Source organism: Hyphobacterium sp. (genome assembly GCF_043584775.1).
Taxonomy (GTDB): Bacteria; Pseudomonadota; Alphaproteobacteria; order Caulobacterales; family Maricaulaceae; genus Hyphobacterium.
Window position 1 is genome coordinate 2,843,699 of record NZ_CP121327.1, and the last position, 14,199, is coordinate 2,857,897.

The 14,199-nt window shown below is 59.0% G+C and carries 15 protein-coding genes; 6 read left to right on the plus strand and 9 right to left on the minus strand.

Annotated features, from left to right (window positions below; translation table 11 throughout):
* Window positions 1–5: 5 nt before the first annotated feature.
* Window positions 6–623, minus strand: coding sequence for a LysE family translocator (locus P0D52_RS14185; RefSeq protein ID WP_394693299.1), 618 nt, complete (start codon window positions 621–623; stop codon window positions 6–8).
* Between the two features lie 139 nt (window positions 624–762).
* Between P0D52_RS14185 and P0D52_RS14190 the strand changes: the two genes are divergently transcribed.
* The 4 genes from P0D52_RS14190 to P0D52_RS14205 are packed head-to-tail and all read left to right on the plus strand — an operon-like array spanning window position 763 to window position 3,156.
* Window positions 763–1,236, plus strand: a complete 474-nt coding sequence (locus P0D52_RS14190) for a DUF2244 domain-containing protein (protein WP_394693300.1) — start codon at window positions 763–765, stop codon at window positions 1,234–1,236.
* Window positions 1,237–1,261: 25 nt separating this feature from the next.
* Window positions 1,262–2,119, plus strand: coding sequence for a methylated-DNA--[protein]-cysteine S-methyltransferase (locus P0D52_RS14195; protein ID WP_394693301.1), 858 nt, complete (start codon window positions 1,262–1,264; stop codon window positions 2,117–2,119).
* Between the two features lie 9 nt (window positions 2,120–2,128).
* On the plus strand, window positions 2,129–2,692 hold the full coding sequence (locus P0D52_RS14200) for a hypothetical protein (protein WP_394693302.1): 564 nt from the start codon (window positions 2,129–2,131) through the stop codon (window positions 2,690–2,692).
* Entirely contained in the window at window positions 2,692–3,156 is a 465-nt protein-coding gene (locus P0D52_RS14205; protein ID WP_394693303.1) for a VOC family protein, read from the plus strand. The genes P0D52_RS14200 and P0D52_RS14205 overlap by 1 nt, the downstream gene beginning before the upstream one ends.
* Here P0D52_RS14205 and P0D52_RS14210 read toward each other — a convergent pair whose 3' ends face one another.
* Genes P0D52_RS14210 through dapB form a run of 3 tightly spaced genes read right to left on the minus strand, consistent with a single transcriptional unit; the run spans window position 3,157 to window position 5,659 of the window.
* Window positions 3,157–3,771, minus strand: coding sequence for a helix-turn-helix transcriptional regulator (locus tag P0D52_RS14210; RefSeq protein WP_394693304.1), 615 nt, complete (start codon window positions 3,769–3,771; stop codon window positions 3,157–3,159).
* Window positions 3,772–3,815: 44 nt separating this feature from the next.
* Window positions 3,816–4,844 (minus strand): hypothetical protein, encoded by a 1,029-nt coding sequence (locus tag P0D52_RS14215; protein ID WP_394693305.1) that lies wholly within the window; start codon window positions 4,842–4,844, stop codon window positions 3,816–3,818.
* The gene (dapB, locus tag P0D52_RS14220) at window positions 4,841–5,659 is read right to left on the minus strand and encodes a 4-hydroxy-tetrahydrodipicolinate reductase (RefSeq protein ID WP_394693306.1); all 819 of its coding nucleotides are present in this window, start codon (window positions 5,657–5,659) and stop codon (window positions 4,841–4,843) included. Before dapB ends, P0D52_RS14215 begins: the two co-directional genes overlap by 4 nt.
* A gap of 243 nt (window positions 5,660–5,902) precedes the next feature.
* Between dapB and P0D52_RS14225 the strand changes: the two genes are divergently transcribed.
* Entirely contained in the window at window positions 5,903–6,484 is a 582-nt protein-coding gene (locus P0D52_RS14225) for a TetR/AcrR family transcriptional regulator (protein WP_394693307.1), read from the plus strand.
* Here P0D52_RS14225 and dnaJ read toward each other — a convergent pair.
* Together dnaJ and dnaK are read right to left on the minus strand one after the other, a co-directional pair.
* Complete coding sequence (gene dnaJ, locus P0D52_RS14230; RefSeq protein WP_394693308.1) at window positions 6,481–7,659, minus strand: molecular chaperone DnaJ; 1,179 nt, start codon at window positions 7,657–7,659, stop codon at window positions 6,481–6,483. The two genes, P0D52_RS14225 and dnaJ, sit on opposite strands and share 4 nt — an antisense overlap.
* A gap of 64 nt (window positions 7,660–7,723) precedes the next feature.
* The gene (dnaK, locus tag P0D52_RS14235) at window positions 7,724–9,655 is read right to left on the minus strand and encodes a molecular chaperone DnaK (RefSeq protein WP_394693309.1); all 1,932 of its coding nucleotides are present in this window, start codon (window positions 9,653–9,655) and stop codon (window positions 7,724–7,726) included.
* A gap of 260 nt (window positions 9,656–9,915) precedes the next feature.
* On the opposite strand from dnaK, the gene P0D52_RS14240 reads away from it, so the two are divergent.
* Window positions 9,916–10,530 (plus strand): alpha-ketoglutarate-dependent dioxygenase AlkB family protein, encoded by a 615-nt coding sequence (locus P0D52_RS14240; protein ID WP_394693310.1) that lies wholly within the window; start codon window positions 9,916–9,918, stop codon window positions 10,528–10,530.
* On the opposite strand, the gene P0D52_RS14245 is transcribed toward P0D52_RS14240, so the two are convergent.
* The 3 genes from P0D52_RS14245 to grpE form a co-directional block, all read right to left on the minus strand.
* Window positions 10,527–12,050, minus strand: a complete 1,524-nt coding sequence (locus P0D52_RS14245) for an FMN-binding glutamate synthase family protein (protein ID WP_394693311.1) — start codon at window positions 12,048–12,050, stop codon at window positions 10,527–10,529. The two genes, P0D52_RS14240 and P0D52_RS14245, sit on opposite strands and share 4 nt — an antisense overlap.
* A gap of 123 nt (window positions 12,051–12,173) precedes the next feature.
* A complete protein-coding gene (locus P0D52_RS14250) occupies window positions 12,174–13,457 on the minus strand; it encodes a M48 family metallopeptidase (protein WP_394693312.1) in 1,284 nt (427 codons plus the stop codon).
* Window positions 13,458–13,524: 67 nt separating this feature from the next.
* Window positions 13,525–14,199 (minus strand): nucleotide exchange factor GrpE, encoded by a 675-nt coding sequence (gene grpE / locus P0D52_RS14255; protein WP_394693313.1) that lies wholly within the window; start codon window positions 14,197–14,199, stop codon window positions 13,525–13,527.

Genomic DNA, 14,199 nt, shown 5'->3' on the forward strand with positions numbered 1-14,199 from the left:
AAGTCCTAACGCGCGGCAGAGATGAAAAGCCAGATGGCCACGGCGACCAGCGCCAGAGACAGGATGCGCCGGGTCAAACGGTTTCGCGCTTCATCCGCAATGAAGGCCTGAATGCTGCCCGCCATCAAGACCAGCGCGAGATGAATCAGGGTTGCAATCGTCACCGATGTCAGCGCCAGAGTGATCGTCTGCGGTGCCGCCGGCATGGCCGGGGAGACAAATTCCGGCAGCACGGTCACGAAGAAAAACGCAGCCTTGGGGTTGAGGGCATTGATCACGAAACCGCGCCAGGCATGACGGGCCGCTCCGGATCTTGTGGAGGCCGGCGAGGATTCGCCCGCCGCCCGCCATCCCTCCCATGCCAGATAAAGCAGGAACAATGCCCCCGCCCATCGCAGTGTTTCGTAGATAGCCGGGTGGTTGTCGATCAAAGCCGCAAGGCCGAGCGCCGACACTGCGGCAATCAGGAGCAGGCCGACGGCAATTCCAGCGGTCGCGGCGAGCCCTGCCTTTCGTCCTTCTGTTGCGCTGAGCAGCGCCAGCCAGGCCATGTTGGGTCCGGGCGTCAGCTCTATGATCAGCGCGGTGATGGCGAAGCCAAGAAGGAGGGCGGGGGCGACCATGCTCTGGCCCTAATGGATGTGGGCCAATTCGTCACGCGACATTCCGGGAAGTGCAACTATATTTCGCCCCATGCGTGGCCCTGTTGAATCCTGCCCTCCTGAATCCCGCCTGCCGAACGCTCCGGAGGGCCCGCTCTTCATGGATGCCGTTCTTGCGCCCAACCGCTCCCTGCCCAATCCGGGATTTATCGCGTTAATGGCGGTGCTGGCCGGAATGAGTTTTGTGGCGGGTCTGGCATATCTGCGTATGGGGGCCTGGCCCATCCCCTTCTTTTTTGGCCTTGATATTTTTCTGGTCTGGCTGGCCTTCAAGGTCAGTTACCGGGATGGGCGGCGCCGTGAAATCATTCGTATTGCACGGGACCGGATTCTCATTCATCGCCAGCACCCCAATGGCGCAACGCGCCATTATGTTCTGCCGACCGCGTGGACGCGCGTGAAAATTCATCAGGCGGGAAAGCATGATGCGGCCGTTGAATTGTCTGCGTCCGGCAAGCGGCTGGTCGTTGGAAGCTTTCTCAGCCCGCCCGAACGCCCCGATCTGGGTGAGGCCATTGAACGCGCATTGAGCCGGGCGCGTCAGCCCATAGCGCAAGAATCGGGTGGCGCCTGATCGCGCGCCGCGTCATTCTCGGGCCATGACACACGCTCACGAATCCCAAATCTATGACCTTCACGCGGCGGAACGCGACTTTGACCGAATCGCTGACGCGCTGAGCTTTCTCGGTGATCATTGGCGAGACCATCCTGATCTGGATGCTGCTGCGCGCGAAGCCGGCCTTTCTCCGCATCATTTCCAACGCGTGTTTTCGCGCTGGGTGGGGCTGAGTCCGAAGAAATATGTCGGTGCGCTGGCACATTCTGCTGCGAGAGCGGCCATGGAGGATGGTGCCAATATGCTGGATGCGAGTTTCGAGGCCGGATTGTCCGGGCCCGGACGCCTTCATGACCTTTTCATCGCGCATGAGGCGGTCACACCCGGTCAGGCCAGGTCTCGAGGGGCGGGCCTGTCCTTTGTCTGGGGCGCGGCGCCGACGCCGTTCGGACAAGGCGTCTTCCTGATCGCGCCGCGCGGCCTGTCGGCACTGGCCTTTGCCGATCCGGATCTTGCTACGGCGATTGCCGATCTGACGGCGCGATACCCGGCAGCGGATTACCGCCGTGATGATGATGAAGCCCTGCGCTGGGCAGATCGAATATTTGTCGGAGGTGGAGGGCCAATCCCGCTGGCATTGTACGGCACACCTTGGCAGCGCCAGGTCTGGCGCGCGCTTTTGAGCATTCCCTCCGGTCAGACGGTCACTTATCGGGACATTGCACAAGAGGTCTGTACGCCCAAGGCTTCGCGAGCGGTCGGCGCAGCCGTTGGCGCCAATCCGGTCAGCTGGTTAATCCCCTGCCATCGGGTTCTGGCCTCCGATGGCCGTCTGACCGGATATCACTGGGGTGTGAATCGCAAGCGCGCCATGCTGGCCTATGAGGCCGTAAGCGCCTAGATTTGGCCTATGACCGATCCCTTTCTGATTGCCGCCATTCTGGCCGTGCTTGCTGCAGCGGGTTTGTTGATCCGGTGGTTTGTCTCAACGGCGAATCTGGGGCGCGAGGCGCACGTCGAATATGCCGGGCGGCTTGAGGACCGCGCTCATACCGTTGAGGGTGTGAGTGAAGCGGAATTTGTTCGCCTCTATGTGAACGGTTATGCGCCGCGCTGGACGGTTTATGCTGCGGCGGCGCTGATTGCCGCCATACTCGTGACTCCGCCTGCCGTATTCGGACTTCTGGCCTTCTGGGCCTGGATTACGGATCTGGTCGATGCCAGCGATGTCTTCGCGCCGGGTTATTATCCCTGGATGTTCTTCATGTTTTTTGGACTTGTAGGCGCCTGGGCGTTCTGCGGGTTTCTGGCTGCCCGCTTTCACCATCAGCGTGCTCCGGAAGGATTCAATCCTGCGCTGATGCGCGCGCGCGGCGAACCGCTGGACGATGTTGTCCTGAAGCGCGCGCGGCCTAAATGGGCCCGGCGTGCCCGCGCGATCGCCGATGGGGCTCCGAAAGAAGAGGAAAACTGATGGAATATCTCCACACCATGATCCGCGTCAGCGATGTTGATGAAACGCTGCGATTCTTCTGCGACGGCCTGGGCTTGAAGGAAATTCGCCGCCATGACAGCGAGGCCGGGCGATTCACACTCATTTTCCTTGCCAGTCCGGACGATATGAAACGCGGCGGCTATTCCGGCGAGGAAAGCCCTATTCCCGCAGGTTTGCCGACGGTCGAGCTCACCCATAACTGGGATCCGGAAGAATATTCCAGGGGTCGCAATTTCGGCCATCTCGCCTATCGGGTTCAGGACATCTATGCCGTTTGTTCCCGCATGGCGGGGCTGGGATACACCATCCATCGCCCGCCGCGGGATGGCCGGATGGCGTTTGTGAAATCTCCGGACGGAATTTCTGTCGAGCTCCTGCAAGCCGGCGAGGCACGCGAACCGCAGGAGCCATGGGCGACAATGGAAAATGAGGGTAGCTGGTAATCAGGCCCGCATGGTGAGCTTCTTGACGCGCTCGGCGCGGATGTGAATCAGCCCGTCAGGACATGTCAAGGTCAAAATGCGCATTTCGCCAATCGGTGTGATGCCTGTTGGCACGCCTTCGACGGCAATGTCTTCATCGCTCAATGAAACATAGATAATCCGAATGGCATGACCCCGCTCTCGGGCGCGCTCAAACGCTGACAGAACCGCATCCGCAGGCCGAAGCTTGTCACTAAGTGACAGTATGGGGTGGCCAGATATACGGTCTATCCGCTGGGCACCAAGGATTTTTTCCAGCTGATTTTGCGCCGCGACCGCGTCCGCAGCAAATTCTTCTTCCGCGGTGAGCGCTAACAGGCGGGCGCCGCGCCAGAGTATCTGGGCCTGGCGCCAGGTTAGTGAAATCGGCGGCGGGCCGTCATCCGGTGCCAGCCAGTAGCCCAATCCGGCTTCGCCTTCGATCGGAACGCCGGAATCAATCAGCTTCGCCATATCGCGGTAGATGGTGCGCTCGGACACGCTGAAGGTCTCGGCAATTTGGTGTGCCGTCAACGCCTTGGGCGCGACCTTCTTCAGTTGGCGAACAACTTCAACAAGACGGCGGGATCTGCTCATGTCAACTCCTGACGGCTCGCTTGTCCTATCAATCAGGGCAATCGTCAAGTGATGAGTGCGCTAACACCTCGATCAACCAGCGCCGCGCCAGCCCAGGCCAAAAGTGGTAAGGCGACATACACTGCGAGGCGGCGGGATATGGGGGCGGAAATCGGCCATTCCGGACGCGCAGACACCCAGTTTTCAAGAGAAATCAGATCGCCAACATTGGCCGGCGCCTTGATAATCTCCGCTCTGAGCAATCTGATTTTATCAGCCTTGACGAGCGAAATCCGGGTTTGAACTGGCTGTATGGCGAGCCAGAACGACCGGACGGCACCGCCCAGTGCCAGCGTGATGGCGACGATGCCTGTTCCGACAACGCCTATGCCCCCGGTCGAAAACCCCATAACCAAAACCGGGATTAGGATAACAGCGATCAGGCTCCAGGAGAGGGCTTCGTGAAGCCCCATCCGACCGAATACTTGCAAATTCTCTAGGTCGGTGAGGTCGATGACAGCGCCGTTTTCTATCAGGTCCTTCAGAAACCGGCTTTGATGCGACATATCCACCAACCCGCGGGCCCCGAGTGTCAAGAGAAGCGGGCCCATAACAAAGAACCATATTCCAATGGGGTCGGTCATAATACGGACGGGGTGTTCAGACTGCAGAATTATGGCGCCGTTCATTGCGATTCCGAGAACAAAGCCCACCAGACTGGCAGAGCGATAGGGTTTTTCCCATTCAATCGGCAACCCGGTTGCAAACGGCGCCAATCGATCGTGAAGGCCAGTACGGATTGCCCGTTTCAGTGATGGCAGTTCCCGTTGCCAGAGATTATGCCCGGTGGTTTGAAGGCAGATGGCAAGCGCCAACAAAGCACTGAATACGAGCGCGATTTCAAATTCTTGTGCCAGACTCCCACCTGGAAGCAGCCCCTCCAATCCATTTATGTGGGTCAAGACCGCAATTCCGATAAAGCTACCAAGACTGATCAGAAACAGTCCGACGCCAAGGAGGCGGTAATCCAGTTTGAAAACGGCCAGAGCCTTTACCTCGAGGGGCAAAAACCCTTCCTGCCCGGGCTCGCTCATGCGTCTTCACCGACGACGACATGACGCATTGAATAGAGTCCGGCCTTCTGGCCCACGAGCCATTGTGCGGCTGTGAGGGCACCAAGGGCAAACACCCGCCGATCCAGTGCCCGGTGGCCGATTGATATTTCCTCATTATCGGACAGGAAGCGCACTTCATGCTCGCCGACAATGGCCCCGCCACGCAAGGAGGCAAAGCCAATGCCGCCGGGAGTACGGGGTTGATCCGGGCCACTGCGGCCCCGCTCGGCCACCATATCGAGAATCTGTCCCCGAGACCGGGCGATGAATTCGCCCAGAACGAGCGCTGTTCCGGAAGGGGCGTCGACCTTGTGGCGATGATGGGTTTCGCTGATTTCGGCATCCCAGCGCTCCAGCGGCAGGCCTGCGGCCGCCGTTGACACCAACATTTCAACCAGCGCGATGCCGATCGAAAAATTGCGGGCGGCGAGTACCGGCAAGACCTCGCTGGCGGCGTGAAGTGCGTCCGTCTGGGCTTGATTCAGGCCTGTGACGCCGCATAGCAGAGCCGGTCCGCCCAGATCGGCGAGGCGACGGGCAATTGCGGCGCTGGCCTGTGGTGTGGACGCGTCGATGACAGCGTCAGCCCCCTCCAGGGCATCTTCAAGGCGGATACTCGCCGCTTTACCGAGCCATTGTGTGCCGGCGATTTCTCCCAGATCCTGATCCACATGGTCGGAGTCAGCGCGTATAACGCCGCCCACCAGCTCGAATCTTTCATCCAGAATGATCTCGCGCGCGATTGTACGGCCGAGCCGGCCACCAATTCCTACGATCGAAATGTTCAAGGCCATGCTGAAACCCTCTCAGGCGCTACGGGCGGGCTATATCGGTAAAATCCATGCCGCAATAGGGTTAACAAGGTGAATATTTCTCCCCTTACGTGTCCCCCCTGTATAGGAACTAGAATTTGGTTCTATTTAAAACTATCATGCAAGTAGTTGATTCGAATGTATGAATAGAAAGTTAATGCCGTGCCGGAATGGAAGACGCAGCCAAAGGAACGATCTGTGAGCGAGCCGGGCGTGAGACCGGCCATGCAAGCCCGCAGCCGAGCAACTCGCGAACGAATATTGAAGGTGCTTGAAAAATCCGTCCTGGATAATTCCATCGATGCGCTGACGGTTGCGGATATTGCCCGGAAAGCAAAATCCTCGGTTGGCGCGTTCTATGGCCGCTTTGCAGACAAGGCCGCGGCGCTGGATGCGCTTTATTCGGATCGGCTGGAGAGTTTGACCGAAAACCTGCTTCTGGCCAATCAGGAGGCCCGCCGGCATCGGGATGTGCATCGCTGGATCGGGCAGCTTGCCGAGGCCTGTGTCGGACACGGGCTGGACAACAGGGCCTTGTTATCGCGCCTGGCCGGTCGTGCCGTTGACCTTGCCCAGCCTTCCGAGAGATTGGCAGAGGATTTGTCAAAGACGCTGACCGTGTTGAAGATAAAGCCACCGCATTTTGCACTGCCTGCAGCCCGGTTTCTTCTGACTCTGCTCATGGGTCTTAGTCGGGATGCTGCCCTGTTTCAGGCCGACCTACAGGTAAATGATGCCGCTCGCCGGGCCTTTACTTCCGACATCCAGAAAGCGGCGCTCTGGTATCTGACGGCTCCGTCAGCCTAGACGCCGGGCCGGCCATCCTCACTGGTCAGATCGTCCCAGAAACGTTTGGCCTTGCCCACAAAGCCATCTGATTCCGGGTTACAATTGCCACCGGAGAGTTCGCAGAACTCCTGAAGCAATTCTTTCTGGCGGTCGGTCAGGTTGCGCGGTGTCTCGACGTACAATTCAACGATCATGTCGCCCCGCGGCCCACCGCGCAGGCGCGGCATGCCCTTGCCCTTCAGGCGCATTCTCTTGCCTGTCTGGGACGCAGACGGGATTTTCAATTCCGCCTTGCCGCCATCGATCACCGGACAACAGATCGTTCCGCCCAGCGCCGCCGTGACCATGGGTACAGTAGCCCGGCAATATAGGTTCGGGCCGTCGCGCTCGAACAGATCATCATGCCGGATCGACACGAAGATATAGAGGTCGCCTCTCGGACCGCCCCGCGCGCCGGATTCACCTTCTCCGGCGAGACGGATCCGCATGCCGTCCTCGACGCCAGCCGGAATATCGACATTCAGCGTCCGCACCTTGCGGACCTGGCCAACGCCATCGCATTCATGGCAGGGATCTGAAACGGTCTTGCCTTGTCCACCACAGGTCGGACAAGTCTGACGAATCCGGAACATGCCATTACCGGCCGTGACCACGCCCTGACCCGCACATGTTGTGCAGGTTTCAAGCGTTGTGCCGGGCTCAGCGCCATTGCCCTCACAGCGTTCGCAGGTGAGGTTGGTGGGCACTTTCAGTGTTTCGGATTTTCCTTCGAAGGCGTCCTTGAGATTGACCTCGAGATCGTATCGCAGATCGGAACCGCGTGCCGGACCATTGCTGCGGCGTCCACCGCGGCGGCCGCCGCCCATTCCGCCAAAACCGCCTCCAAACACCTGCTCGAAGATATCGGCAAAGTCAGCGGCGCCTGCGCCGCCCCCGAAGGGGCCCTGACCGCCGCCGCCCATTCCACCCTCGAAGGCGGCATGACCCATCTGGTCATAAGCGGCGCGTTTCTGTGGGTCAGAGAGCGCGGCATAGGCTTCGCCAACTTCCTTGAAGCGGGCTTCGGCCTCTGCATCATTCGGATTGCGGTCCGGGTGATACTGCATGGCAAGCTTTCGATAGGCGCTTTTCAGCGCCTTGTCGTCGACCGAGCGATCGACGCCCAGAACTTCGTAATAATCACGCTTTGCCATGGAAAACTGCCTTCAGGTGAGGGGCGCCCTGCCTGAGCAGGGCGCCTTTCATCCCATACGCGGGTTAAGCGCTTTCTTTCTTGTCGTCGGAGGACTCATCGCCCTCACCGTCGACTTCCGAATACTCGGCATCCACGACATCCTCGTCGCCGGACCCCGTATCGCCGGTATCGTCCGATCCGCCTTCAGTCTGCTGAGCCGCATACATGGCTTCGCCCAGCTTCATCGCGGCCTGAACCAGAGCCTGGGTCTTGGCCTGAATGTCGGCAGCATCCTCACCGTCCTTGACGGCTTTCAGCTCGTCTGACGCCTTGGTGATCTCGGCCTTGACGTCGTCACCCACCTTGTCGCCAAACTCCTCAAGCTGTTTTTCGGTCTGATGGATCAGCGCCTCGGCGTTATTCTTGGCCTCAACGAGCTCCTTGCGCTTCTTGTCGGCCTCGGCATTGGCTTCGGCATCCTTGACCATCTTGTCAATGTCCTCGTCGGACAGACCCCCGGAGGCCTGGATGCGGATTTGCTGTTCCTTGCCCGTGCCCTTATCCTTGGCGGACACATTCACGATGCCGTTGGCATCAATGTCGAATGTGACCTCAATCTGAGGCATGCCACGAGGTGCCGGAGCAATACCCATCAGGTCGAACTGACCCAACAGCTTGTTATCGGCGGCCATCTGGCGTTCGCCTTGCGAGACCTTGATGGTCACGGCCTGCTGATTGTCTTCAGCGGTCGAGAAGGTTTGCGACTTCTTGGTCGGAATGGTCGTGTTGCGTTCGATCAGCGAGGTGAAGACACCGCCCAGGGTTTCGATGCCGAGCGACAGCGGCGTGACATCCAGCAGGAGCACGTCTTTCACATCGCCCTGAAGCACGCCGGCCTGAATGGCCGCGCCCATGGCGACCACCTCATCCGGGTTCACACCCTTGTGCGGCTCGCGACCAAAGAAACCTTTCACCGCTTCCTGGACTTTCGGCATGCGGGTCATGCCACCGACCAGTACCACGTCCTCAATGTCGGATGCGGACAGGCCGGCATCTTTCAGCGCTTTCTTGCAGGGCTCGATCGTGCGCTTGACCAGATCCTCGACCAGCGATTCCAGCTTGGCGCGGGACAGCTTCATGGTCAGGTGTTTCGGACCCGAGGCATCGGCTGTAATGAAGGGCAGGTTCACTTCATAGGAAGTGGCAGACGACAATTCCTTTTTCGCCTTCTCCGCCTCTTCCTTCAGGCGTTGCAGCGCCAGCTTGTCCTTGCGCAGGTCAATGGCGTTCTCTTTCTTGAACTCGTCGGCGAGGTAATCGACGATACGGAGGTCGAAATCCTCACCGCCCAGGAAGGTGTCACCATTGGTGGCCTTCACTTCAAAGACACCATCGCCAATTTCAAGGATCGAAACGTCAAATGTGCCGCCGCCAAGGTCATAGACGGCAATCGTGCGATTATCACCCTTGTCGAGACCATAGGCGAGCGCTGCTGCGGTCGGCTCGTTGATGATGCGCAGGACTTCGAGACCGGCAATCTTGCCGGCATCCTTGGTGGCCTGACGCTGGGAGTCGTTGAAGTAGGCGGGAACTGTGATGACGGCCTGCTCGACCTTCTCGCCGAGATAGGATTCTGCCGTCTTTTTCATTTTCTGAAGAATGAAAGCGGAGATTTCCGACGGGGAGTATTTCTTGTCGCGGCCCTGAACCCAGGCATCATTGTTGTCAGAGGCAATGATCTTGTAAGGCACCATGTCGGCGTCCTTCTTGACCATCGGGTCCGACATGTCGCGGCCAATGAGGCGTTTGATGGCAAAGAAGGTCTGTTCCGGATTGGTGACGGCCTGACGCTTGGCCGGCTGACCAATCAGGCGCTCGCCGTCTTCCGTAAACGCCACGACGGACGGGGTGGTCCGGGCGCCTTCCGAATTCTCGATGACCTTGGCGTTGCCGCCATCCATGACAGCCACACAGGAGTTTGTGGTCCCGAGGTCAATACCGATTACCTTACTCATGACGATTTCGTCTCCGTTTTCTTTTTGGGCGAGGCTTTCCCGAATTTCCAATCGGCCCGAAGCGCCGGTTGACGGGTTGAAAGCCCCCCAAGGTTTCAGGCCCTGCCGCCTGTTCTTTGATTATCCAGTTGCCGGACACCCGGCTCGATGCCGGAGATAGGGAGGCGCGACATAACCCGCAAGGGCGTGGGGCGAATCAATTCAGGTGTTTGCAGCTAAAGTGGCTGATCGTATGAGCGACATCCATTATCCTCTCCGGCATGACCCTGCCAGACGGATTCCGATACCTTCCCGGCTATTTTGACCGGGCCCGGCAAAACCAGCTGGTGGATGCCATCCGCGAGGCGGTGAAATCCGCACCTTTCTTTAGGCCTTGCATGCCCCGAACCGGTCAACCGATGAGCGTCACGATGACGAATTTCGGGCCGCTGGGATGGGTGACCGACAAGGAAAAGGGTTATCGGTATGAGCGCGCTCACCCGGAGACCGGCGCGTCCTGGCCAGATCCGCCTGAATCCCTGACCGACCTTTGGGACGCGGTGGCTGATTATCCGGCTCCCTTTGAGGCCTGTCTGGTCAATTATTATACGGCGGCCTCCCGCATGGGGTTGCATATCGACTGGGATGAAGAGGCGACGGACGCCGCCGTTGTATCTGTTTCTCTGGGCGACAAGGCGCGATTTCGGCTGGGCGGACCGACGCGCAAAGGCAAAACGCACTCCCTGATCCTGTCATCAGGCGATGTTGTGGTGCTGGGGGGCGTGGCGCGGCGCTGCTATCACGGTGTGGACCGCATCTATCCGGGCACCTGCACGCTTGTGCCGGGCGGGGGGCGTTTGAACCTGACCATGAGAAGGGTGACACTGCCAAACTAGTGCTGCTCCGGCAGGCTTCCCGCTTTTCTCAATTCTTCCGGCGGAATGAAGTTGAGGCGGTCCATGGCTTTTGACCGGCCATTGGCCTCGACCAGGCGGACATGCATGGGTTTCAGTTTTCGCGGTTCGGAGACGCCGCAGGAATGAGCAATGATCTCAACATGTTCGCGCAGCGTATTGGCATATGTGGCCACCTTTTCGGCCTTGTCTTTGGGCACCAGACCGCGTTGCAATGATTTCTTGTGGGTTGTGACGCCTGTCGGGCAGGTATTCTTGTGGCATTTCATTGCCTGGATACAGCCCAGCGAGAACATGAAGCCCCGGCCGCATTGAATGAAGTCGGCGCCGGCGGCCAGCGCCCAGGCCACTGAAGAGGGCAGGAGCAATTTGCCGGAAGCGATAATCCGGATGCGGTCCTTCAGGCCATGACGCCGCAAGATGTCGGCGACCATGGGCAGGCTTTCGCGGATTGGAAGGCCGACATTGTCCATCAATGCCATGGGGGCCGCTCCGGTCCCGCCATCGCCCGAATCTATGGTGAAAAAATCAGGCGCGCTTTCAATCCCGCGCGCCTTGATGTCCTCGCACAACTCATCAATCCAGCCATACGCGCCGACGACGAATTTGATGCCGACAGGCTTGCCGGAGATGTCGCGGATATGGGCCACAAAATCGAGCAGCTCGCTATTGTCGCCAACTTCCGGATGCCGATTGGGTGAGTGGGACGCCTGATGTGCGGGAATGCCGCGAATGGCTGCAATCTCGTCGGTGACTTTTTCTGCCGGAAGAATGCCGCCCTTTCCCGGCTTGGCCCCTTGCGACAGCTTCAGCTCAAACATTCGGACCCGCTCATGCCCGGCCACGGCTTTCAGCTTTTCATCCGACAGGCCGCCTTCCGGATTGCGAACCCCGTATTTTGCCGTCCCGATCTGGAAAACGATGTCGCACCCGCCTTCCAGATGCGCATCCGACAATCCGCCCTCGCCGGTATTCAGCCAGATATTGGCCTTTCCGGCTCCGCGCGACAGGGCGCGCACTGCGGGACGCGATAATGCGCCATAACTCATGCCGGAAATGTTGAAAAAGGAGGGCGCATCATAGGGTTGGCGCGCAAAAGGACCGATCAACATGCTTTCGGCATCGGCGCCATCATCATCCAGCATGGGATAGGGACAATTGACGAAAATAGCCGTCCCGACCGGCGTCAGGGGTTTGGTCGATCCAAAACCAATCGTGCCGCCCTCGCCCTTTGAGGAGCGATAGACCCAATCCCGCTCGGCGCGATTGAACGGCAATTCCTCCCGGTCCATGGCGAAGAAGTATTGACGGAAGAACTCTCCCAACGTCGTGAAGAGCCCTCGGAACCGGCCGACAACAGGATAGTTGCGCCGCACCGCATCACGGGTCTGACTGATATCAATGATGAAAAATATGATGGCGAGCAGAGCGCCTGTTCCCAGCAGCAGGATGAAAACCTGCGTCAGGATGGCAAGCGTATCCATGGCCCAGTCGGGAAGCATATCGGCTCCTGTGTTTATCTGCGTGCAAACATACAATGCCTCGCTGTCATGACGAGACGCCCTGTCATCGCCGTGCCCAACAAAGGTCGTGTGTGAGCGTGCTCAACCGATCCCGGGACAGGATCAATTCTGAGCGCCCAATTCGCTGGATATCGCCCGCGCCCGATCGAGTCGCAATTCCGGCGCCTGATCGGCCGCGCCCAATGCCAGCTGACCGGCCTTCCATTCCATTGACATGGCAATACGCGCCCGGCCCGACGGATGGTCAAAGAAGACAAATTCTTCCCAGCTTCCGGGATCGATCTTGCGATAGGAGGCCAGCCGCAAGGCGGCGGTGGCAAATCCGTCAGGTTCGCGCGCGGCGTTGAGACCGAAAATATCGGCTTCGGCCTCATTGGTGCGGATCACGGTGTTGAAGACCGGAGTGGCGAGGAAAAAATAGATCGACAGACAGGCGGCAAGAAGCGGCAGGCCGGCAATATCCGAGATGCCGGATATGCCCCAATTTTTGCCGAACCGCGCATTCAGAATGGCGAAAAGCCGGTCGGTAAACGCAAATCCGATGGCCAGCACAACCGCGAAAATGATGAACATTTCCCAGAGATGATTGAGCGCATAATGACCCATTTCATGCCCCATGACCGCGAGAACTTCATCGGGATCGGTATTATTGATCAGTGTGTCGGACAGGGCGATCCGCGTGGTACCGAACAGGCCATTCACATTGGCCGTAATGCGGTTGGATTGCCGGGAGACGTCAAAGACATAGACATTGTCAGCCGGAATGCCATTGGCCTCTGCGAGGGCAAGAATATCATCGCGCAATTCGCCTTCTTCCATCGGAGTGTATTCGTTGAAGAGCGGATCGATGAAGACAGGCGAGACAAAGATGGCGGTGCCCAGAAGCAGAACCGAAAAGGCCGCGCCCCACATCCACCAGGCCTGCTTGGCAAGGCGCAGGACGATATAGAATACGGTCAGGAAGAGGGCGGCCATAATGACGCCGGTTATGAGCCCGATCGCTTGTTCGCCCAGCCAGCCTCCGAGGGTCATGGTCGACAGTCCGTAAGCGTGTTCGCGGAAATAACCCTGCCAGAGCGTGAGTGGAAAGAGGATCACGGTTGTCACGACCGTGTAGACGGCTGCGTAGACCGCAACCGTTACGGATTTTGATTTGACGATGGATTGCACGCGATCGCGAAGCGCTTTTGAAAATCCGGTCTGCAAAAGCAGAAAGGCCATGGCCAGGCCCGCGATCAGATTAACCAGAATGAGCCAGTAGCCGCCTTCAAAATAGGCATCCGACCGGGCGCGCGCGGCCGCATCCATTGTTGCAATATAGGCATCGGTTGCAGCAGCGGCATCAAAGCTCGAAGGCGCATTGATAGCGGCGATCAGGAATTCCATGAATCTCTCCCCTGTTCAGAGGAACAGAGGAGAGCAATTCAGGGCGGGAATCAATATGCGGCCGGGATCAGGCCTTCACGTCGACGCCGGAACCCGGTGCAGATTCTCCATCCCCCGGATTTGCATCATTTTCCTGCGCGCCGGCTGGTTGGCCAGCGGAAACCGCCACCATGGCCGCCCGCAAGGTGCGTCCGCCGATGACATAGCCGGGTGCAAAGCTTGCCGCGATGGTTCCGGATCTGTGCTCGGACGGAATTTGTGTCGTGGCCTGATGAAGATTGGGATCAAAGGCATCGCCCGGAGCCGGATCGACGCGCTTTACGCCGTGACGTTCCAACGTCGACAGAAGGGTTTTCTCGGTAAGCGCAACGCCGTCCACCAGCGTTTTTGCTGGTCCTTCCAGCGATTCCGACTGCGCAACCTGAAGGGCGCGGGAAAGATTGTCGGCAACATTCAGAACGTCGCCCGCAAAGCCAGAAATGGCGTATTGGCGCGCATCCTTCACGTCCTTTTCTGCCCGGCGGCGGGCGTTCTGGACTTCAGCTGCGGTGCGCAAAAGCCGGTCACGCGTTTCTTCCAGTTCGGCCTGAAGGGCCCGAATGGCATCTTCCGGGGAGGGCTCTGACTGTTCCGCCTCGGCTTTGGCTTCCGCAGCTTCCGCTTCGGCCATGGCGGCGGCCTCCGCGGCTTCGATTTCCTCAATCCGGTCTTCGATAGGTTGATCGTCGTTATTCTCTGCCAT